Source organism: Haloarcula nitratireducens (assembly GCF_019599505.1).
The window spans coordinates 1-20275 of sequence record NZ_RKLT01000042.1 but is presented as its reverse complement, the minus strand read 5'-3'; the positions used below and the strand labels follow the sequence as shown (position 1 = coordinate 20275).

Annotated in this window: 20 protein-coding genes and 3 pseudogenes; 14 read left to right on the top strand and 9 right to left on the bottom strand. The window is 58.1% G+C overall.

Annotated features, from left to right (window positions below; translation table 11 throughout):
* Nucleotides 1-139 (top strand): annotated as a pseudogene (locus tag EGH23_RS27170) (RNA-guided endonuclease TnpB family protein); the annotation flags it as partial.
* A gap of 51 nt (nt 140-190) precedes the next feature.
* On the opposite strand, the pseudogene EGH23_RS25330 reads toward EGH23_RS27170, so the two are convergent.
* Nucleotides 191-706: pseudogene (locus EGH23_RS25330) on the bottom strand (transposase domain-containing protein); the annotation flags it as partial.
* Between the two features lie 157 nt (nt 707-863).
* Between EGH23_RS25330 and EGH23_RS25325 the strand changes: the two are divergent.
* The 4 genes and pseudogenes from EGH23_RS25325 (at nt 864) to EGH23_RS27165 (ending at nt 3652) form a co-directional block, all read left to right on the top strand.
* Nucleotides 864-1808, top strand: a complete 945-nt coding sequence (locus EGH23_RS25325) for an NAD(P)H-binding protein (RefSeq protein ID WP_220582764.1) — start codon at nt 864-866, stop codon at nt 1806-1808.
* Between the two features lie 595 nt (nt 1809-2403).
* A pseudogene (locus EGH23_RS26725) lies at nt 2404-2571 on the top strand (pyrimidine dimer DNA glycosylase/endonuclease V); the annotation flags it as partial.
* Nucleotides 2572-2592: 21 nt separating this feature from the next.
* Entirely contained in the window at nt 2593-2739 is a 147-nt protein-coding gene (locus EGH23_RS26720) for a hypothetical protein (RefSeq protein ID WP_236045091.1), read from the top strand.
* Nucleotides 2740-3421: 682 nt separating this feature from the next.
* Nucleotides 3422-3652, top strand: coding sequence for a hypothetical protein (locus EGH23_RS27165; RefSeq protein WP_328767129.1), 231 nt, complete (start codon nt 3422-3424; stop codon nt 3650-3652).
* A gap of 285 nt (nt 3653-3937) precedes the next feature.
* On the opposite strand, the gene EGH23_RS25315 is transcribed toward EGH23_RS27165, so the two are convergent.
* Together EGH23_RS25315 and EGH23_RS25310 are read right to left on the bottom strand one after the other, a co-directional pair.
* Nucleotides 3938-4273, bottom strand: coding sequence for a hypothetical protein (locus EGH23_RS25315; RefSeq protein ID WP_220582762.1), 336 nt, complete (start codon nt 4271-4273; stop codon nt 3938-3940).
* A complete protein-coding gene (locus EGH23_RS25310; RefSeq protein WP_220582761.1) occupies nt 4273-4635 on the bottom strand; it encodes a MarR family transcriptional regulator in 363 nt (120 codons plus the stop codon). Before EGH23_RS25310 ends, EGH23_RS25315 begins: the two co-directional genes overlap by 1 nt.
* A gap of 489 nt (nt 4636-5124) precedes the next feature.
* Between EGH23_RS25310 and EGH23_RS25305 the strand changes: the two genes are divergently transcribed.
* Nucleotides 5125-5430, top strand: a complete 306-nt coding sequence (locus tag EGH23_RS25305; RefSeq protein WP_220582760.1) for a nickel-binding protein — start codon at nt 5125-5127, stop codon at nt 5428-5430.
* 28 nt (nt 5431-5458) lie between these two features.
* Here the strand turns inward: EGH23_RS25305 and EGH23_RS25300 are convergent, their stop codons facing one another.
* A complete protein-coding gene (locus tag EGH23_RS25300) occupies nt 5459-6277 on the bottom strand; it encodes a helix-turn-helix transcriptional regulator (protein ID WP_220582759.1) in 819 nt (272 codons plus the stop codon).
* 456 nt (nt 6278-6733) lie between these two features.
* On the opposite strand from EGH23_RS25300, the gene EGH23_RS25295 reads away from it, so the two are divergent.
* Genes EGH23_RS25295 through EGH23_RS25270 form a run of 6 tightly spaced genes read left to right on the top strand, consistent with a single transcriptional unit; the run spans nt 6734 to nt 15286 of the window.
* Nucleotides 6734-8101 (top strand): diaminobutyrate--2-oxoglutarate transaminase, encoded by a 1368-nt coding sequence (locus EGH23_RS25295; protein ID WP_220582758.1) that lies wholly within the window; start codon nt 6734-6736, stop codon nt 8099-8101.
* Nucleotides 8102-8109: 8 nt separating this feature from the next.
* Nucleotides 8110-9597: a pyridoxal phosphate-dependent decarboxylase family protein gene (locus EGH23_RS25290; protein WP_425433282.1), complete on the top strand. Its 1488-nt coding sequence runs from the start codon at nt 8110-8112 to the stop codon at nt 9595-9597.
* The gene (locus EGH23_RS25285) at nt 9594-11420 is read left to right on the top strand and encodes an IucA/IucC family protein (RefSeq protein WP_220582757.1); all 1827 of its coding nucleotides are present in this window, start codon (nt 9594-9596) and stop codon (nt 11418-11420) included. Before EGH23_RS25290 ends, EGH23_RS25285 begins: the two co-directional genes overlap by 4 nt.
* Nucleotides 11417-12067 carry a GNAT family N-acetyltransferase gene (locus tag EGH23_RS25280; RefSeq protein WP_220582756.1) on the top strand — a complete coding sequence of 217 codons (651 nt, stop codon included), beginning with the start codon at nt 11417-11419 and terminating at the stop codon, nt 12065-12067. Before EGH23_RS25285 ends, EGH23_RS25280 begins: the two co-directional genes overlap by 4 nt.
* Nucleotides 12060-13424 (top strand): lysine N(6)-hydroxylase/L-ornithine N(5)-oxygenase family protein, encoded by a 1365-nt coding sequence (locus EGH23_RS25275; RefSeq protein WP_220582755.1) that lies wholly within the window; start codon nt 12060-12062, stop codon nt 13422-13424. Before EGH23_RS25280 ends, EGH23_RS25275 begins: the two co-directional genes overlap by 8 nt.
* Nucleotides 13425-13426: 2 nt before the next feature.
* Nucleotides 13427-15286 (top strand): IucA/IucC family protein, encoded by a 1860-nt coding sequence (locus EGH23_RS25270; protein WP_220582754.1) that lies wholly within the window; start codon nt 13427-13429, stop codon nt 15284-15286.
* A 74-nt stretch (nt 15287-15360) separates the two neighbouring features.
* Here the strand turns inward: EGH23_RS25270 and EGH23_RS25265 are convergent, their stop codons facing one another.
* Together EGH23_RS25265 and EGH23_RS25260 are read right to left on the bottom strand one after the other, a co-directional pair.
* Entirely contained in the window at nt 15361-16854 is a 1494-nt protein-coding gene (locus EGH23_RS25265; RefSeq protein ID WP_220582753.1) for a PAS domain-containing sensor histidine kinase, read from the bottom strand.
* Nucleotides 16855-16934: 80 nt separating this feature from the next.
* The gene (locus EGH23_RS25260; RefSeq protein WP_268899522.1) at nt 16935-17201 is read right to left on the bottom strand and encodes a HalX domain-containing protein; all 267 of its coding nucleotides are present in this window, start codon (nt 17199-17201) and stop codon (nt 16935-16937) included.
* 480 nt (nt 17202-17681) lie between these two features.
* Between EGH23_RS25260 and EGH23_RS25255 the strand changes: the two genes are divergently transcribed.
* Entirely contained in the window at nt 17682-18038 is a 357-nt protein-coding gene (locus EGH23_RS25255; RefSeq protein WP_220582751.1) for a group I truncated hemoglobin, read from the top strand.
* An 82-nt stretch (nt 18039-18120) separates the two neighbouring features.
* On the opposite strand, the gene EGH23_RS25250 is transcribed toward EGH23_RS25255, so the two are convergent.
* Together EGH23_RS25250 and EGH23_RS25245 are read right to left on the bottom strand one after the other, a co-directional pair.
* A complete protein-coding gene (locus EGH23_RS25250; protein WP_220582750.1) occupies nt 18121-18408 on the bottom strand; it encodes a hypothetical protein in 288 nt (95 codons plus the stop codon).
* A 462-nt stretch (nt 18409-18870) separates the two neighbouring features.
* Nucleotides 18871-19014: a hypothetical protein gene (locus EGH23_RS25245; RefSeq protein WP_220582749.1), complete on the bottom strand. Its 144-nt coding sequence runs from the start codon at nt 19012-19014 to the stop codon at nt 18871-18873.
* A gap of 246 nt (nt 19015-19260) precedes the next feature.
* Here EGH23_RS25245 and EGH23_RS25240 point away from each other — a divergent pair, with 246 nt between their 5' ends.
* A complete protein-coding gene (locus tag EGH23_RS25240; protein ID WP_220582748.1) occupies nt 19261-19455 on the top strand; it encodes a hypothetical protein in 195 nt (64 codons plus the stop codon).
* Nucleotides 19456-19716: 261 nt separating this feature from the next.
* Here EGH23_RS25240 and EGH23_RS25235 read toward each other — a convergent pair.
* A partial coding sequence (locus EGH23_RS25235; protein WP_220582747.1) for a helix-turn-helix domain-containing protein occupies nt 19717-20275 on the bottom strand: 559 nt, incomplete at its 5' end.

The window sequence follows — 20275 nt, the reverse complement described above, 5'->3', positions numbered from 1 at the left end:
CCTGCCGGTGAAATCGGCGGGCGATGACATCTCACGGGATGGGAGCGCCTGTGACAGCGCCGCGACCCCCACCGAGCAGAGCCACCCACGGCAGATGACGCTCGGAGAGGTTGGGTCGGAACCCACTGCCGGTGGTTAGCCGGTATTCCCATGCAGGGAAGCCGCGCCGTTCACGGCGCGGAGGATGTCACTTTTCGATGTGGTTCCGGATCTGGTAGTCGAGCCGACCGCTCAATTCGTGACGGACGAGGGCAGTCAGATAGCCACCAGCATCAACGAGAAACTCCGTATCGGCGACATTGTGTTTCTCGGTGAATCGGTGCAGGAACGCCGACGCGGGGTCAGTCCCGCGGCGGCTGAACACGTCAACTTCGAGTAGCAGTTTCGATTCAGTGGCGATAGCGGCGTAGAGCCATTGCTGTTCTCCGTCAACCGTGATTTGTTTCTCGTCGACCGCGACCCGCGACGGCTCTGCCGTCGGCGGGTCTCTCTGGGCTTGAGACAGTGTATGAATCCAGTTCCAGACCGCACCGTGAGAGCGATCGACACCCAGCAGGTCTAAGATCGCAACCGTCTCCCTAATCAACAGCCCCGCCGTATGGAGACGCATCCCAAATCGCTGGACGGGTGTCGGGGTGCGCTCGTTCTCCCAAACGTCTTGGCTGTCCTCATCTAATATCTCGCTGAGGAGGTCTGCGAGTTGCATGAGCACTTCTCGCTACGGCCTCCTCGCTTCTCAAACTCGCTCAACCAGACAATGCCATTTCCCACCCACTGTCAGTTGACCGTCCAGTTTTCGTTTAACTAAACACCGCCAGGACTCCGCAGCAAAGATGTAAACGCTCAGGGCTCGCAATACGAGCATGCGTATTTTAGTCACCGGCGCCACAGGATTCATTGGAACTCGACTTATCCCGATACTTAAAGCCCGGAATCACGATGTCGCCGTGTTGACGCGGGACGCCGACGGGTACGACGGCGCTGCCGACATCGTCTATGAGGGTGACGTTCTCGATGCAGGGAGTTTCGAGCAGGCACTAACCGATGTTGACGCTGCGTACTATCTCATTCACTCAATGGGAAGCGGAGACGATTTTGCAGAGAAAGACCGGCGCGCAGCGCGCAACTTCCGGGAAGCCGCCGACGAGGCGGACATCGAACGGGCTGTCTACCTCAGCGGCCTCGGGGAAGACGACGACGACCTCTCGAAACACCTTCAGTCCCGCCGCGAAGTTGAGCGGATACTTGCTGACGGGGAATTCGCGCTGACGGTATTGCGTGCGGCGATTATCATCGGCGATGGCAACGACAGTTTCCAGATCGTCACTCAGCTTGCGAAACGTCTGCCCATGATGATCACGCCCCGCTGGATTCGGAACGACTGCCAACCGGTCGCCGTTGACGATGTCATCGCGTATCTCGTAGGCGTTATCGAGATACCGAAAACCGCAGGTAGTACGTATGATATTGGTGGACCAGAAGCATTCTCCTATGAGGAATTCCTTCATCGAACAGCGGACGTTGCCGGACGACCGTCCGCAATCATTCCTGTCCCAGTGCTGACGTCACGACTCTCTACGTACTGGGTCAAACTCGTTACCGACGTTCCCAACGATATCATTCAACCGCTTGTCCACGGACTCAAGAACGAGGTTACTGCAGACGACGACAGTATCCGGAAGCATCTTCCAATTACACTATCCTCGCACGACTCAGCGATCCAGCGTGCACTCGACGGAGACGGGAGCGAACCGGCCGAGAAACGCGTCTTATCGAAGCTCGACGCGATCACGACGAGTACTCATTGACATCCTCCTCTGCCTGAAGGCGGAGGAATCCCGAGCGGTGGGAATTTCAGGTCTGCAACCAGGGACGCCGCCACTTCACGGGAACTCGTTTCACCCAGTCGTCGTGGTCGGTGGCTGTCTGGCGGTGCCAACCCGCCGGTACTCCTCTCCTTCATCGTCTTCGGACTTTCTGTGTTATTTTTGCCACAGAGAGTCCGGCAGACTGCAACGGACTCGGAGGTATCTTGGGCTTGCTCGACCGACGGGCACGAAAGACAAACCCTTCGAGGATTCGTGTTCACCGCATCGGCGTTTCGGATATTGTCTCATTAGTGGCGGGTAGACCGCCTCCGAAGGTCGTTCGGAATCCGCTCCGTTCCGACCGGACCTTGCTCCCTGCGACAAAGTGGCACTACTTGGACATTGCGGAGTGGAAACGCTGGCGTGCTATCGAGTGGTAGATTGTCTCGAGTAGTGTCAGAGTCATCCTGCGGCTACAGGCGCAGGTATTCTCTTTGATTCTGTATAACAGTTGATCGGTCGCGCTATGTGTGCTTCGGCATACGACGAATGGGCCGAACGACGGTAATTTCAGGTTCCAACGTCAATAAGCCGTATGACTCGGATGTGGTGCGTCGATCCAGAGCTTCTGTGCCGTCAGCACCTCCTTGGCGAACACAAAGAGCTGCACCAACTCGTTGGACACGTTCGAGCCGGAAATACAAATGCGATACACGGACACGCCGAACGCGGCCAGATTGACACTTCGCGCGTCTCTGCCCGCCACAGAACACTCGTCGCGGAAATGGAACGGCGAGGCTACAATCACAACTCACCGCTCGAGTACGACGACTCGCTCAATGTCGGTAACGTCGACGAATCCGCAAACCTCGTCGAACTCAGAGAGCGCTGTGTCGACTGTCAGGACCGCATCGACTCGGCGAATCACTAACTTTCGATAGCGGTCGCTTTTATCGGCAAATTAGTGTAGTAATGGTGGTCAGTCGTCAAGACAACGGTATGACTTCTCCAAGTGCGAAATCATAGGCGAGCGATACGAGCGCTAAGCGAGGCGCGGAAAGCAGATGGAAACTGTGGTTGTTAAATTATGTCCCTCGGAGTATCGTTTCGTCTCGTGCTTCTTTGACTGTTGGTCATGCTAGCTGCGATCGGGTTATATGAGCCGAGTACACTCGGGAAAATGCTCATTACCGACGAACTCGCAAGTTTCTGTGCGAGGGTGAGCAGATTCGGAGCCAGTACGTTAGGCCGGTCGGGTTAGCGAAGTGCGTTCTAACCCACCGTTGCTAAAGACCACAGTCTATCCTTTTGTAGCCAGTGCTGTGTCTAAAGGGCGTCCACAAGCGTTGGTGAGAGTGCGTCCGACCACACACAGACCAGTAACGAACACGAGCAACGAGCCGGCGAGCTCGCTGCAAAAGCAGAAGAACAGCTGCAAGCGCAGGTAGCGCAGCAGCTTCCCGACAGCTCTGTCGTCGCTGTTGACGCCGTCTATGACGGCTCAGGGAGCGGCTTCGTTGTGAGTGTCTACGATGAGCAGGTCATGGACGCGGTCGAATCTATTGCTCGTGGGGCATTCGAGGTCGATTGCAGACGGTCACAGGCAGTCGTGAGTGGAACTGACGTCCCCACAGCAGCACACACAGCGAGATCGAAGCCAGGACATTCGTGGGATCGTCGACGCGTTGGCGGAGCAATTCGACGACGGCGCACCGATTGCTGCGGTTGTCAAACGGGCACACCTGGTTGGCATTGGCCAGGACAAAGCTGAGCACGAGATCGAGACGCTGAAGCAGAAAGGTGAGGTCTACGAGCCTCGTACGGATCACCTCCGAACGACCTGAATTGTGCTGCTATCGTCGTCAGTAACGTGGCTCACGGGCAAACAGATGAAGCGTTAGTACGCTTAATGGGTCCGTTTAGGTAATCGATGTAACGCTGCAGAGTGCGGCCTCTCCGGCTGCTGTCAAGAATAGTGTGCTACATAGAGAGGGTAAGCTCACTAACAACCGAATTGCACTGACAGCTGTTGCTGACTCGCTCGGTGTACTACTGAATGGCTGACTCTCGTCTGGGACAGACTCACACCGATGCTCGGCGTGAGCCACCTAGCGCTGCGAACTGTTCGGCTACGAGCTGGTTGCGTCGTAGCCAATGAATCGGGCTATTTGTTCAGTCGTGGTTCTCAGCACCGTTTGGTCGACGATTGCCACTGCGCGTTCGATATCAACCTCGCGAAGCGAGACGACAGCCCACGGCGAGACAAATGACGCTTCCGAGAGACCGCCTTCGACGAAATGTCCCGCCAGTGAAATCGACGGTGGATACTCTTTCGTCGTGATACCGGCGGCGATGTATTGCTCACCCGCAAATGGGTGCGATTCGTCGCTCACGATGAGGTAGGGTCGTCGAGGCGTCTGTCCGTAGGGATCGGCGGCGACGACGATGCTGCCACGCTGCAGCATCACTCATCACTCTTTTCAGCGTCAACATCTGAGAGCGCAGCGTCCCAGTCGGGGGTTGTATCGTAATGATCGCCCTCGAATTGGTCAGCAACTGCCCGGAGGCCGATCTCACTGGCTGTTTGGGCGTCGTACGCCTCGCTATTGATTGCCCAGTACTCACCTTTGTGTCGGACGAGGCCTCGCTCTTCGAGGCGGCTCAGTGTCGTTCCAACACTACCTCGGGGGATCTCGAGTTCGTTGGCAAGTTCGCTCGGTGTGAACCCGAGTTCGGGATGCTGGGCGAGGTATTCGAGGAGCCGCCGCCCGTTTGTCCCCTCATTTGGAAGGTCATTCGGATGGTAGCTCTCGAAATCGACGGGCATTGTAATCTACTGTAATCGTACGTTGACGTGAGTAATTAGTCTTCTGCCGACAGCTTGTTCACGTGGCAGATAATCACCGGTTAGTCAGTCCGACTGTCCACTGCTCGGTCTCGTGGAAAGGGAGGGAAACTAAAGAAAAGGGTAGAAACCTGCACGATAGACACGCGCGCTGAAGTCAGCACGGCACGCTGTACACTGATGCGCTCTGAGAAGGTGGCCAGTGACCAATAGAGTTGAAGTAATGTTCAGTGTGTTCGTCTGCGGTGGTCTTAGCCGTAGATACTCTTCCGCGCTTGGGGCCGTATCACCCTCTTCCCTCGTCGAGACCGAATCCGGTTCAGAATACGAGATCGTCCCGTATCGAGGGAAAATCCCGTCAGTTAACTACAATTCCTGGACCAACGTACGTCCATCTATGTCCCATCGAGACGGGCTGATCGCGACGTACAATCACACAGAGACTGCCCCGGGCAAGCGAGAGGGTGACCAATGAACGATCGAGAACTGACGGATTATCTCATCTTCCGAGAGCTAGACTCGCCGGTGAGTCACGCCGAGCGTGAGCGTGCCAGCGAACGGTCAATCCAGGCCTTGGAGACAGTGCGAGCCAGTGGTACCGGCATCGATTGGGTCCAATCGGAGATTCTGACCAACGAGGACGACATGGTGACGGGAACCCTCTGTCACTTCAGGGCCGAGACAGAGGACGCGCTGTACGAGCATGCTGATTGTGCTGGGATCCCTGTGTCACGAATCTTTCGTCGCGGACCACCTGTCGACGGCCCAGATCAGTAATCGATTTCCCCCGGCCTTCGAAACGGTACTATGCGTCAGAATCGATTGCCTCCCGAAGTGCCTTCGGATGAAAGCGATCTAATTGAGTCGCCTCGTTCCAATAGGATTCAAAGAGCGTCTCGGCCCACTCACGTGCCTCCCGTGTCTCAGTATCGATGAAAGCCCGAGGGGATCCAGATTCTCGATCGCGGATCCCGACGCCGATTTTCGAATCGAAGATACCGATCCCGAATGGGAGCGTATCATGCACCCGCATCGTAAGAAACTCGCTCGCACAGAGCTCGACACACTTCCGTGGGTAGTTCTCCATGATGTCCAACGCAATGTCCGGTCGCTCGATGACTTTCGTCTCCAACCCGTCGAGAACTTGGCCGTGTATTTCATCCATATACGTTGGAGCGACGGCATACGAATCGAACATCCGTAACGTCTCAGTCTCTTGTACGAGCGAGACGAACCGAGCCAGCGGTGCGAATGGGTCGCCGTCCGTAGCCGTCGTGACGGTTGCGTCCGAGAATGCCTCGACGGAGCACCCCGGTTGGACGGCGGAGATGGCCTCAAACAGTGGGGCGAGTCGGACGGTCGTTCGCATGTCCGCTTCGAAAGTAGCAACGACCTCCGCGACTGCCTCGCCAAATTTAGTGAGTTGATATTCTCCGTCCGACCGCTCGATCAGGCCCTGCTCGGCGAGGGAGTTGGTGTTCCGATGGACGGTCGATTTCGATATCCCGAGTCGTTGCTCTAGGCTGTGTCGATCCATTGCCCCTTCATGCAAGGCCGCGAGCATCGGGGATCGTTTGATAACCTCAATATTGAGGGCAGATCCCGGCGGAGTGTCTTCGACCATGAGTTGGACTTTGTTGGCAGCATACAAAGAACTGCATTCGCCTACCCCCTCTGTCAGGAGCTACCACTAGTCGGCTCTGTGGCGATACGTATGCAGTCCTACTGAGTGGCTGTTTCAGACACTTGCTCGGGGTACCAAAAGACAGTGAACGGGAAATTCGACAACCTGGTTAACCAACCGTCAGTGGGATTTTCCAACATCGTACTCGCTGAGCTGACCGACGAACTGTTCCGGGAATAGAAACAGTGCCGTCGTGAGTTAACGAATTCAATTCTTTGGCCGCTATCCACCTGCTATCTCTGCTCACGGTCTGTAGCGACCTCTGTTTTAGGCTTGCCTAAAAATCGGAGGGCTTATGTATATTTAGGGGAGCCTAAAATAATGCATGACGCAGAGATGGACTCGGACCCAATTACGGCAAAGTGATGAGACAACGCGATCAGCAGGTGCTCGCCTATGAGCTACCATGAGGCAGGTAACGACGCTATTCTCTCACAGCAGGCTAACCGGGAGTCGAGCGCGCGGACCTACCCGCGCCATCTCCCATTGGCTATCCATGAAGCGCAAGGCGTCACCGTTACCGACATGGACGGAAACGAATATTACGACTGTCTAGCCGGAGCTGGGACGCTTGCACTCGGACACAATCACCCGCGCGTCGTCGAGGCGATGGAACGTGTCCTCGACGCTGACCGGCCGGTTCATACGCTTGACATTTCCACGCCGGCGAAAGAGCGGTTCGTCGATTCGCTGTTCCAGAGTCTCCCCAACGATTTTTCGAACTCTGCGAAGGTGCAGTTCTGTAGCCCCGCAGGCACCGACGCCGTCGAGGCTGCCCTGAAACTCGTAAAGACGGCCACCGGGAACCGGAGCATCCTAGGTTTTCAGGGCGCCTATCACGGGATGACCAGCGGTGCCCTCTCGCTGATGGGCGATACTGACGCCAAGGAGCCGATCTCGGGACTGATGAACGATGTCCATCACCTCCCGTACCCCTACGAGTACCGTTGTCCATTTGGTGTCGGCGGCGAAGAGAGTCACCGCGTCGCCAGTACCTACGTCGAGAACCTCCTCGACGACCCGGAAAGCGGTGTCACCGACCCCGCCGGGATGATTCTCGAACCGGTGCAAGGCGAGGGCGGCGCCGTTCCAGCCCCTACCGAATGGTTACAGGAGATGCGTCGTATTACCCACGAACGGGATATCCCTCTCGTCCTCGACGAGATCCAGGCTGGCCTCGGTCGCACGGGCGAAATCTACGCCTTCGAGCATGCCGACATTATACCGGATGTCATGACGCTCTCGAAGGCCATTGGTGGCGGTCTTCCGCTCGCTGTCGTGGTTTACGACGAAGAGCTCGATGTCTGGGAACCGGGCGCCCACGCGGGCACCTTCCGTGGCAACCAGCTCGCGATGGCTGCCGGGGAGGCGACCATCGACTACGTGCTAGAACACAACCTAGCCGACCACGCTGCTGCGATGGGCGAGCGTCTTCGCAACTACCTCGAATCGGTTGCCCATCTCGATGCCGTTGGCGATGTCCGTGGCCAAGGACTGATGCTTGGCGTCGAGTTCGTCGATCCCGAATTGGAGTGGCAGGGCGCTGGTCCGCACGCACCGGATGCTGATTTTGCCGAGGCCGTGCAGGCTGAGTGTTTCGACCGCGGCCTCATTCTCGAACTCGGCGGGCGCGGAAGCGCCACAGCGCGCTTCCTCCCGCCGCTCATCGTCTCGAAAGACGACGTCGACGATGTCGGCCGCATCTTTGTCGAGGCCGTCGAAGCCATCGCGAACGCGGCGTCCGGGACGGTGGTGGCCGCGTGAACGACACCGTGAGCGCCGCCGACCTTTTTCTCGGGTCCGAGGCGGGCGACGAGGCCTATCACGCGGCGATGGAGAGCGCGGTAGAGGCCGTCCTTGACGCAATTGGCGATGACGACCCCTTTACAGGCGCAACGCCCGAGGACCTCGCTGACAAGTTCGACGATCCAGTAGTTCCAGAGGAAGGCGTGGGACTTGACGTCGCCATTGACGAGGTCGCCGAGCGCGTTCTCGCGAACTCGGTCGATCCCTCACACCCCCGGTGTGCCGCCCACCTTCAGTGCCCGCCAATGATACCGGGTCTGGCCGCTGAGGCGATGCTCTCGGCGACGAACCAGTCGCTGGACTCGTTCGATCAGGCGCCTTCCGCGACCGTCCTCGAACAGCAGGTCATTGACGCGCTCGGTCACCTCTTCGACCTGCCGGCGGCGGCCGACGGTGTCTTCACTAGCGGGGGCACGCAGTCGAACTTTCAGGCGCTCCTGCTAGCCCGTGACCGTTACTGCGACCGGCAATTCGGCCGCGATGTCCAGCAGGCGGGGCTTCCGAGAAAGGCGAAGTCCCTACGCGTCGTCTGTTCGGAGGCGGCCCATTTCACCGCCAAGCAGGCGGCACACTACCTCGGCCTCGGCGAGAACGCTGTCGTCACCGTCGAGACGGACGACGGTCACCGAATGGACCTCGACGCACTCGACGAGACGTTGTCGGCGCTCGAGCGGCAGGGCCGCGAACCGTTCGCTATCGTCGGCACCGCCGGGACGACGGACTTCGGGAGCATTGACCCGCTACCCGAGCTTGCCGAACGTGCTGCCGAACGGGACGTTTGGTTCCACGTCGATGCTGCCTACGGCGGGGCACTCGCGCTTAGCGACGAGCACGGAGCCCGTCTCGCGGGTATCGAGCGTGCCGACTCGGTCGCCGTCGACTTCCATAAGCTGTTCTACCAGCCTATCAGCTGTGGGGCACTCCTCCTCCGCGACGGCGACGAATTCCGCTGGATGGCGCGCAACGCTGCGTACCTCAATCCTGAAGCTCATGACGAGACGGACGTTCCCAATCTCGTCGCAAAGTCGGTCCAGACGACGCGGCGCTTCGACGCGCTCAAGCCCTACCTCGCGTTCCGTGCACTGGGCCGTAACCGGCTCGGAGCGCTCGTCGAATCGACGCTCGATCTCGCAGACGACGCCGCGTCGCTCCTCGATGAGGCTGATGATTTCCAACTGGTGAACGACCCCGCGCTGAACGCCGTCGTCTTTCGCTACCGGCCCTGCAAGGGGTTGGACGATGAGGCGATAAGTGAGTTGAACGCTGCTGTCCGCGAAACACTCGTGTACGATGGCCGCGCCGTCGTCGCCCGTACCGACGTCGAAGATGTGACGAGTCTAAAGCTCACGCTGTTGAATCCAACAGCGACGCTCGACGACGTCGCCGAGACGCTCGATACGATTCGGGAGTGTGGGTCAGCTGTAGAGACAGCCCAGTACGAGGTGTCGGCATGACCTCCGAGACTACACTCCGTGAACGCGCTGTGAGCGGCGGCGCCGTTGATCCGACCGAGCGCGCCGACGATGCCACTGTCCATGCCTTCCTCAATTGCTATCTCCGCGAGACGGGTAATTACGTAGTCTGCGAGAAGCCCGTGGCTGGCATCGAACCCGGTCCCGATGGGTTGCTCCGCGTGACCCTTCCGGCGACGGATACTGACCTGCTGGCACCGCTGGCCTACCGCTCGCCGACCGAGCGCCATCTCTTTGAGACCCCTGCGCGCTACCGACTGCCCGATGGCCACGTCGAAACTGCCGACGCTGCCACCATCGCAACGCTCATCCTGAAATCCCTCACGCGCTCTGAAGGTGGCGAGGCCGTCCCGGACGAGCTACTCCTCCGTGTCCTCAAAAGCGAGCGCAACGTCAAGCGGTTCGTCGCGGCCCGACAGCAAGACCAGGCGCGCCTGTACGGCGACGACGTGACGTTCCGTGATACCGAGCAGGCACTCGTCTTCGGTCACCACCGTCACCCAACGCCCAAAAGCAGGCAGGGCATCGCCGACTACGAACGCGAGACGTACGCTCCGGAACTCCGTGGGTCGTTCCCGCTCCACTACTTCCGGGCCGACCCTGACCTCGTCTCGCAGGATTCCGCGCTCAACATGAGCGCTGCCGACTGGGTGAAAGGTGCCCTCCGCGAAGACCCAACAGTCCCTGAGTCATTTGTCGCCAACCACATCGAAAGCGAGGATGTCCTCTTGCCGGTCCACCCCTGGCAGGCAGATTACTTGCTCGACCAGTCTCACATACAGGACACACTCGGCAATGGGCTCGACCACCTTGGTGCAGTCGGATGGGAGTTTTATCCGACGACCTCGGTCCGTACGCTCTATGCCGAGGACGCGCCGTTCATGGTGAAGTCCTCGCTGAACGTGAAGATCACTAACTCCGTGCGGACAAACAAGCGTCCCGAGTTAGAACGAGGCGTCGCCGTCGCGGAGCTCCTTGACACCGGGTTTGGCGACGAACTCCGTGCTGAGTTCCCAGATTTCGGTGTTGTCCGTGATCCGGCATACCTCGCACTCGACGTTGGGGAGGAGCGAGAGTCGGGACTGGAGACGATTCTCCGGGCAAACCCCTTCCAAGGCGAGGCCGCTGCGAATGCGACCCCCGTTGCCGCCCTCTGTCAGGACGCGATTCAGGGGACGTCCCGACTCGGCCGTCTCGTCGTCGATATCGCTGAACGCGAGTGTCGTGATGTTGCGGATGTGAGCGCGGAGTGGTTCCGTCAGTACCTCGAAACTGCTATCCGGCCCGTTCTGTGGCTCTACCTCGTGCAAGGTGTTGGTGTTGAGGCCCACCAGCAGAATTCGGTGCTCATTCTCGACGATTCGGGGTACCCCGACGAGTTCCGATACCGCGACAATCAGGGATTCTACTTCCCCGAGTCACAGTACCCCAACGTCGACGACTACTTGCCGGGCGTCGGCGAACGCGCCGACACTATCTGTACGGACGCCATCGCCGACGAGCGCCTGCGTTACTACGTCATCCTGAACAACGCGCTCGATGTCGTGAACGCGCTCGGCTGTGCGGGCGTCGCCGACGAGACGCGCCTGCTCACGCTCCTCAGCTCGGAATTGGAGCGCGCCCGAGCGCACTACGACCGCCCTTCCTCGAATTTCCTCGCTCCCTTGCTGGAGGATACGACGATTCCATGTAAGGCGAATCTGTTGACCCGCTTTCGTGGGTTGGACGAGCTGGAAAACGACCTCGAGAACCAGTCGGTGTACACCGACGTGAAAAATCCAATTGTCACGGAGACTGATTCATGACAGACCCGAATGCAGTCGTCGCCAACGACTACGACTACCAGACCTACGATCGGCGAATCGGCAAGCAGCTATCGCTCCGTCCGGCCACCGTCGAGCGCGATCTCGGCCGCCTCCATCGGTGGCTCGGGAGCGACCACGTAAAGCCCTACTGGCAACTCGACGTGCCGCTCCCCGAGTTCCGTGAGCAACTCCGCTCGAAGATCACTACTGATCATCTCACGCCCTACATAGGGTGTCTGGATTATGTCCCGATGAGCTACTGGGAGTGCTACTGGGCCGCCGAGGACGACGTCGCGAACCACTACGACGCAGCGCCACACGATCAGGGGGTCCACCTCCTGTTCGGCCCCGAAGAGTATCTCGGGCAGGGATACGCGCTCTCGCTGTTGCGGGCCGTCGTCGCGATGCAGTTTCGTTATCCTGAGACCCAGCGAGTTATCGCGGAACCCGACGCCCGCAACGAGAAGGTCCGCCATATCTTCGAGCAGTGTGGCTTCGAGACCGAGACAGAGTTTCACTTCGACGAGGCCGAGAAGGATGCCGTCCTGCTAATCTGTGAGCGCGAGCACTTCGAATCCGAGGTGCTCGCCGATGCGACGGCCCTGCCCGCGCAGGGTACTGGTTCGGAGGTGGCCGCTGATGACTGACGATGTGCAGGATGTTGTTGGCGTCGGCGTCGGCCCGTTCAACCTCGGATTGGCTGCCATGCTTGACTCCGTTGAGGCGGACGTCGATGCGGTCTTCCTCGAACGCGACGGCGAATTCAACTGGCACGAGGGGATGCTCCTCGAAGGCACGACCCTCGAAGTGCCATTCCTCGCGGACCTCGTCACGCTCGCCGACCCTACTAGCGACTACAGCTACCTCAACTACCTCCGGGAGATGGGGCGCATCTACGAATTCTATTTCTACGAGACGTTCCAGATTCCTCGCCGGGAGTATAACGACTACCTCCGGTGGGTTGTCGACGAACTCGATACCCCTCAGTTTTCCCGAGAGGTCACCGAGGTGCGATGGGACGATGAGGCCGGGCACTACGTCGTCGTTGCTCGCCACCCCGACACGAACGAGCGCTTCGAATACCGAGGTGAGAACCTCGCTTTGGGTGTCGGGTCGCGCCCACAACTTCCCGAGCACCTGCGGGGCCACCCTGAGGAGGATGTTTTCCACACGGCGAAGTACCGTTATAACCGTGAGCGCGTGCTGGACGCCGACTCAGTGACGGTCGTCGGGTCGGGCCAGAGTGCCGCCGAGGTGTTCGAGGATCTCCTCGAACGGCAGGTTGACCATGAGTACCGGCTCGACTGGCTCACCCGATCTTCGGGTTTTTTCCCGATGGAGTACTCCAAACTCGGCCTCCAGCATTTTACCCCGGAGTACGAGCAGTACGTCTACGACCTCCCTCAGGAGACGAAAGACGAGCTGATCCCGAACCAAGATCTCCTGTATAAGGGCGTCGACCCGGGAACGAGCGCCGATATCTACGACCTGCTCTACCGTCGCTCCATCGGCGACCGCGAGCCTGACGTTGGGCTGTTCGCAATGGCAGAGGTACGGGATCTCGCGTCCGTCGGTGGCCTCTACGCTCTCGACTGCCACCAGTGGCAGACCGAGGAGGACTTCGTCCACGAGTCCGAGGTGGTCATCCTGGGTACCGGCTACGACCGCCCCATTCCAGCGTTGCTTGAACCACTTGAGCACGCCATCCACTGGGACGCGAAGGGCCGCTACGAGGTGACCGAGGATCATCGCCTCGAGATTGACCATACAGGCGATGTCTTTCTCCAGAACGCTGAAGTTCACACTCACGGCGTCGGCGTCCCCGATCTCGGACTCGGCTGCTACCGGAACACGAAGTTTGTCAATCGGCTGGTCGGCTACGAGGCTTATCCCGAGGATTCGGACACTGTATTCCAGGACTTTTCACTCGACCAGTTTGTTGAGCACGCGCCCGGCGCCTCCCGCCACGGGAGCGAGACGACAGCACCTACGCAGGACGACTAACTATGGACCCTAACGATACCATCCGCGAGAACGCACTAACCCCCGACATCTGGGAGACAGTCGAGCGTCGTTTACTCACGAAGCTGCTCGAAGAGTTCAGCTACGAGGAGATACTCCACCCCAAGCAGGTGGCCACTGGCAACGAGCGAAACACCTATCGAATCGACCTTGCCCCGGCAAGCTATCGCTTCGAGGCCGCCGAACGACTCCTTGACAGCTACGCTATCGACGGCGACTCTATCGAGCGCCGCGCGAACGAGGACGCCGAGGATAGATGGGAGCCGGCCACTGACCCCATCCGCTGTCTTCGTGATCTCGAAGCGACTGTCGACCTCGATGCACTCACCGCAGGGAACCTCATCCGCGAATACGAACGGACACTCCTCGCTGACGCGCATATCGAAGCGAAGAAACGCAATCGCGAGGGCTTCGACCCGACGGCCCTTGGCTACGCCGAACTCGAAGGCGAGATGGAGGGCCACCCATGGATTACTTACAATAAGGGCCGTCTCGGCTGGGGGTACGACGACTACCGCCAGTACGCGCCTGAACTGCAGGAACCGGTGACACTCTCATGGATCGCCGTCCGAAAAGCCGAAGCGACGTTTACCGGCACGGCTGACGTCGACCATGATTCGCTCGTCCAATCGGAACTCGGCGATTACTACGACCGCTTCCGTGACCGGCTTCGCCAGCGAGCGCTTGACCCGGATGCTTACTATTTCGTGCCAGTCCACGACTGGCAGTGGGAGCATAGCATCGTCCCGCTGTTCCCTGGCGACATTGCAAATGACGATATTGTCCCCTTGGGAGACGGTCCGGACGAGTATCTCCCTCAACAGTCGGTACGCACTTTCGTCAATATCGACGACGAGGAGAAACACCACGTGAAGGTGCCGATGCGTATTCTCAACACGCTCGTCTGGCGGGGTCTCCCTGGAGAGCGCACTGAAATTGCGCCCACGGTTACAGAGTATATCAAGGCGATTTACGCCCAGGATGACTTTCTGCAGGCGCAGGACCTCATCCTCCCCGGTGAGATCGCTGGCGTCAACTACGATCACGACGACTTTGCCGGCATCGAGGGGTCACCCTATCAGTACCACGAACTCCTCGGAGCAGTGTGGCGCGAGTCTATCTATACTTTCCTTGACGACGGCGAGGAGGCCATCACTCTCTCGGCGCTGATGCACGTCGATGGGGCGGGCGAACCGTATCTCTCGCGGCTCGTCGAGCAGTCCGCCCTCACGCTCGACGAGTGGCTCGAGGCGTTCTTCGAGACGGTGCTCCCGCCACTGCTTCACTTTCTCTACCGCTATGGGACGGTCTTCTCCCCACACGGCCAGAACACGATCCTCGTCGTCGAGGACGGTGTCCCGACGCGCCTCGCGATCAAGGACTTCGCCGACGACGTGAACGTAAGCGACCAACCGCTCCCTGAACTCGACGCACTCTCAGAGGAAATGGAAGCAGTCCTCCGCAGGGAACCGCCAGAAGGTCTCTGTCAATTTATTTTCTCGGGGCTGTTCGTCTGTGTCCTCCGCTACGTTGCCGACATCCTCGAGGAGAACGAGGACTATCCCGAGGCGGAGTTCTGGACACACGCACGCGAGGCCGTCCTCGACTATCAATCGCAGTTCCCCGAACTGGCGGACCGTTTCGAGTTGTTCGATCTGCTTCAGCCGGAGTTCACGAAACTAGCCCTCAACCGGAATCGGATCCTCGACTACGGCTACGGCGATGCCCCCGGTCGCCCACACGCGTCCGAGCACGGAACGGTCACGAATCCACTCTACGAGGTCGCCGTAGAGTCTGGAGTATCCACTGAGTGTGCCGACCCGCCCGGTACGTCTGACGACTAGCGGTGGGGAATGATGTGGGCGTAGAAGGTACGTCACTGCTCGGCGCTGTGACAGAACCAGCTACTGAATCTGGTTTAGGCGTGGTCCGTGCTCGTGAATTCAAAGCGTGCTCCACCCATCTCGCTCTCGGTAATTTGGCAGTGCCAGTCGTACAGCTCTGTTAACTCGGTAACGAACGCAAGTCCGAGGCCCATACCGTCGTCAGCAGTCGTATAGCCTGTCTCGAACACTTGGCTGCGCTTATTTTTCGCAATCCCTGAGCCATTATCAGCGACGTAGAATCCTGTTGGGAGGTCCCCGACAGTGACCTGCACGGGGCTATCGGCTGTATGGTGGGTGACGGCATTCTCGAAGAGGTTCTCCAAGAGCTGCCGGAAGTGGATTGGGTCAACTTCGAGATTGTTGGTCGCTGTAACGGTGAGCTCTGCGTCGCCGACATCGGCATCTGTCCATGCCGTTCTAGCGGCGTCAGCCACTGCAACCGTCTCCCAATCAATGTTGACTGTTGACTCTTGGGAAAGAATGAGAATCACGTCGATGAGTTCCTCGATGCGATCGAACGCCTCTGCAACGTACTCGACTGCTTCCGGCGCAGCCTCGTCTGGAAGTTGGCTACTGTAGAGTTGGCCCATTGCCAGCGGATTGCGAAGTTCGTGTGCAAGCATATCCGCGAACGATTCGAGGCGAGCGGTCTGGCGCTGGCGTTCGATTTCACCGCTCACCCAATTACCAAGATGCTCGACGAATGCCACTTCCCAGTCAGAGAACGTCTCGTCTCGTGGCTCCATATCGTAGAAGCAGAACGTGCCATACAATTTCCCATCGACGGATATCGGTGTCCCAAGGTAACAAGAAATACCCCAGTCAGCGTTCCCCGCCCGATCGGCTAATTCTGGTGCATCCTCTTGAACATCATTTAACACGAGTGTTTGTTCAGTTTCGACGGCACACTCACAGTTTGTTGTGTCGAGCGGCGCTGTGTCGCCAGCTTCGAGGTCAGCGTCTGCCGGTGTGGCGACCGCTTCGAATAGGTAGGAATTAGCATTTTTATCGACTCGAGAGAGTGTTGCATAGTCTGTACCGACTGCGGTCCGGACGATCTCCAGCAGCGCATCGACCTGCTCATCAAAGGAGAGTTCGGGGTCTGCGATAACGTCGTACGCACGGTTCATGGCCTGTTCGCGCTTTTGCAATTGTGTCCGGCGACGAGCGCGTTCGGAGACATCACGGAACTGGAGCCAGAGGTCCGTCTCAATAGGATACGCACATCCAGCTAGCCAGCGATTTAACGATGGGAAGTGTGCCTCGAACGAGTTCGATTCTTGTGTTTCTCTGGCTTGTTCGAGTTCCTGTTGAAGGCCTGAACCAGTAGTGTCAGGAAATACGTCACGAGCATCTGTTCCGAGCAATTCGTTTTCAGTGTGCTGCAGAATCTTCTCGGCGTGTTGGTTGCAATACGTAACTCGCCACTGGTCGTCGAGGCCAACCACACCGTCGACGAGACGTGTGTAGACCGCTTTCGGTGGGGCGTTGGTGGCCGACATCTCTGATGGTTTGTCATCGGCCATTTCTACACTATAGACACTCGGAATTCATAGTTCCTTGGTGACACCAGCGATGATAATCTCCAAGTACGATAGTTGTTCTCTCAGAACGAGATGTGGAATCCTTCATTGACGAGCACCTCCTCAGCAGCAGTCAAGTTGGAGTATAGGGTGTTCAGTTCATCAGCTAGTTTAGCATAGTCTTCGGATGAATCGAGCTTCGAACTTGGCACGTATTGTTCAATGGTGCTCTTTTTCGATGCGAGTGCGAGCAACTGTTGCATATCCGGTTCGTACCTTCCCCGTCGTTGGAGGAGTGTAATCAGATCGTGTAGCTCTTCTGCCGTACTGAGTGGCTTATTACGATACATATCGTATTCTGCGTCAATGAGACTCACGTTCTGGTGTGGGTCGGCGTCTTGCGGTGGTGTGGCGGACGCTTGGTCGAGGTCGTGATCGACGGCGATGGCTCTACAAGGGTTGTTCGACTGGAGCGGTAGCGATTTGAAAATTGGCCGCCGGCCGACAGGGGGGTTGGGGAGAGAACGTCAGCTGACGACCTACGCGAGAGCCTCGGGGCATCGTTAATAACGCTCTCTATTCATCATTGTGGAGACACAGTCGGCCTCCGTCGGTCTATCCAGCCATACGGAAGAGGGCTCTCTGTATTGGTGCCAGTGACCGGGCAGTCGAGACAGCTAGCGCAGTTCCAGGCGCTGTGTGCTGTCATGTGACCGCCGACTGAGAGACTCGTCCCTCGCCAGCACACTGGCATTTAACGCTTTCTCCATTGCCGACCGGTTGGGAATCCACAGTTCCCCTATGTGTCGCCCAGTTCGCGGTGTAGTTGGATGACGACACTCTACGAACGACTCGGCGGTGAAGACGCAATCGCGGCGGTTGTGGACTCGTTTTACGACCGTGTGCTCAACGACGACCGCGTCGCGCACTTTTTCGAGGAGACTGATATGCAACAGCAGCGGGCACACCAGACACAGTTTCTGAGTTCGATTATGGGTGGGCCTGTGACGTATTCCGGTGGGGAGATGAACGAAGCGCATAGCCATCTCGATATTCACCCCAAGCACTTTGCGGTCATTGCTGAGTTGCTCGAGGAAATGATGGTCGAATTCGATATTACAGAGTCGGATCGGCAGGCCGTGCTCGATGCACTCACGCAGTACGAGGACGCTGTTGTGCAGTGTTAGACTCGCAGTAGGTGACGATTCTCTGTTAAACCTCTATTCTTCAGACAGTATCTCGCGTGAAACAGCTGCTAGTTAGGTGTGCTTAGATGCCGGCCGAGTAACGACCGTACTGGTAGGCGAGCCACAGGAGTACCGCCGGGATTGCAACGAATTTCAGGACATCGAACAGCAGGCTATAGAATACAATCGTCTCACCAACTGAACCAAGCTCAGGGAGCCACACCGGGAACTCCGTCGATCCTTGGCGAACACCCTCAACTGCGAGTGTGAGTAGCCGCTCACCGATCACGACCATGGTCAGCAGGCCGAGCAGGGCCATTCCCGGCCGACGGAGGGATGGTTTCTCACGGAACAACGCTATCAGGGCCATTGGAGCGAAAACGGTTATCTATCGGGATGTGCTTTGTGGTGCTTCCATTGTTCATCTCATCCCGATTGGTATCGCTACAGACTGTATTCACCAAGCTGCTTGTATCAGCTTTTGAGGGTTTCAATAGAACCGGCGCTTCGATGAACCACAGCTACGGACGGATACACGCTGTCTTCGGACGGGACTACTCACCGGCCAGCGAGCACACAGCGACAGGGCGGTACGACGCTACTCGTCGATTAGTGTCTCGCCGCATGCAGGACAGGCGGCGCCGTCGGTCGTAGTATCGAGATCGGGCTGTTCTCCGGTCCAACCACACATTGCACATTGTAGGAGATTGGGTCCAGACACTGGGACTGGGAATGTCCGGCGCTGGGCCAAAAAGTGTGGTGCTGGGGTAGGCGCTCTCCCCGACTACAGTTCGCTGGCATATTTCACAGACTCCGCTGTCGAGGATGTGGTTTACCCAGCCTGCTCTTTGGCAGCTTCGACTGCCTCGTTGCGCTCTTCCAGCAGTTCCTGTGCGTCTTCGAGTGTCAGTGTCCGATGTCGCCCATCTTCAGTTAGTGTGATGCTCCCGTTGGTCTCGTTTGCGTAGACTGCCATTGTGGATTCTCGTACCTGCGAGTGGGCCGCCAATTTTTCGCCCGCATTGTCTACTACCCGCTACGCTCGTCCACAGCGTCGCTGGGACGATCTGTTACGGCTATTAGGGAGCGCATCACCGCAGACGGTCTGCATTTGGTCGGCTCTGTTGAACTCTTCAGACCTGACAGCAGTCGCGTGCTGAACTTAGCGGATACAGTCAGCAAAGAGGAAGGGTTTGTGAGGGGTCCGCCTCTATGAGAAGATATGGATACAGAGAGACTGAAAGAGATCGCCCCCCACTACATCGCGATGTTTGCGTTAGTTTTTCTCGTGCTTACGGTCATCGAAACACTCATCGGCGATATCGGGTTCTGGATCGAACTTGCGATAATCATGGTCGTGGTCGTTGCGTATCGCCCACTCGTCGGGAGACTCGGTATCGGTCCAAACGGCTGGTAATCCTCTAGAGAATATATGAAGGGACCGCTTAGGACGTGAGTGAGGTCGCTGAGGTACCCCGAACGCGCGTCTACGATGCGAGCAGTGGATTATTTCGAGTATTGCCAGATTCATCCTATGGCTAAAGCCGCAGGTATTCTCCGTAATTCTATATAAGCACGGCGAGTGCCTCGGGGTCGTTCAAGACGGCAAAGCCGTCTCGTGATGGCGAGAGAGCGTCACTCTCTCGAACCATGTGGTCCCGAGGTGGTTCATCGGTTGTCACAGTGATGGCATGCTGGGCTGTTTCGAAGTAGGATCATCAGGGCGGTTTGCTTCGTCCGGATGCCCAATCAACAACCTCTCTTTGAGGAGTGTTTCGGTCCCGCGGCGAAGACACTCTGACAATGTCTGATAGTTCATGTCTAATTCGTCGGCCAGCGCGTTTAGGGTGATCTCTCGTGGGACCTTGAAATACCCCTGTTCGACGGCAGTAATGAGGGCGTCGTACTGTCTTGCTGTCAGCCCGTAGCGGCCCGACAGATCGTCTGCCAACTCGTGAACCCCATCGATAGTACACGAGACCTCGTGCTCGGCACAGAACGCTTTCGTTTTTTGAAGATGGTCTCGGGATGGATAGAGTACTCGGAGATGCCAGTGACCATCTGCTCCGAAGGCGTCTAACAGAGTGCCCTCACCGGCTGTTACCATCTTGAAGGGCAGGTTGATTTCGTCGACCCAGCGCATGCGACAGAGGAATTCGTCGTCAGTTGCCGTCAGTATCTCTATGTCCTCAATCGTCTGTGCATCCCGACAGCACGCTTTAAACTGGGCGGCGTCA

Coding starts and splice junctions, on each gene's coding strand:
- EGH23_RS25285 (WP_220582757.1), top strand. CDS start 9,594: ATGACCTCCGAGACTACACTCCGTGAACGCGCTGTGAGCGGCGGCGCC.
- EGH23_RS26720 (WP_236045091.1), top strand. CDS start 2,593: ATGGAACGGCGAGGCTACAATCACAACTCACCGCTCGAGTACGACGAC.
- EGH23_RS25315 (WP_220582762.1), bottom strand. CDS start 4,273: ATGCTGCAGCGTGGCAGCATCGTCGTCGCCGCCGATCCCTACGGACAG.
- EGH23_RS25280 (WP_220582756.1), top strand. CDS start 11,417: ATGACAGACCCGAATGCAGTCGTCGCCAACGACTACGACTACCAGACC.
- EGH23_RS25265 (WP_220582753.1), bottom strand. CDS start 16,854: ATGGCCGATGACAAACCATCAGAGATGTCGGCCACCAACGCCCCACCG.
- EGH23_RS25260 (WP_268899522.1), bottom strand. CDS start 17,201: ATGTATCGTAATAAGCCACTCAGTACGGCAGAAGAGCTACACGATCTG.
- EGH23_RS25300 (WP_220582759.1), bottom strand. CDS start 6,277: ATGGTCGAAGACACTCCGCCGGGATCTGCCCTCAATATTGAGGTTATC.
- EGH23_RS25275 (WP_220582755.1), top strand. CDS start 12,060: ATGACTGACGATGTGCAGGATGTTGTTGGCGTCGGCGTCGGCCCGTTC.
- EGH23_RS25295 (WP_220582758.1), top strand. CDS start 6,734: ATGAGCTACCATGAGGCAGGTAACGACGCTATTCTCTCACAGCAGGCT.
- EGH23_RS25305 (WP_220582760.1), top strand. CDS start 5,125: ATGAACGATCGAGAACTGACGGATTATCTCATCTTCCGAGAGCTAGAC.
- EGH23_RS25270 (WP_220582754.1), top strand. CDS start 13,427: ATGGACCCTAACGATACCATCCGCGAGAACGCACTAACCCCCGACATC.
- EGH23_RS25240 (WP_220582748.1), top strand. CDS start 19,261: ATGGATACAGAGAGACTGAAAGAGATCGCCCCCCACTACATCGCGATG.
- EGH23_RS25255 (WP_220582751.1), top strand. CDS start 17,682: ATGACGACACTCTACGAACGACTCGGCGGTGAAGACGCAATCGCGGCG.
- EGH23_RS25250 (WP_220582750.1), bottom strand. CDS start 18,408: ATGGCCCTGATAGCGTTGTTCCGTGAGAAACCATCCCTCCGTCGGCCG.
- EGH23_RS25310 (WP_220582761.1), bottom strand. CDS start 4,635: ATGCCCGTCGATTTCGAGAGCTACCATCCGAATGACCTTCCAAATGAG.
- EGH23_RS25325 (WP_220582764.1), top strand. CDS start 864: ATGCGTATTTTAGTCACCGGCGCCACAGGATTCATTGGAACTCGACTT.
- EGH23_RS25245 (WP_220582749.1), bottom strand. CDS start 19,014: ATGGCAGTCTACGCAAACGAGACCAACGGGAGCATCACACTAACTGAA.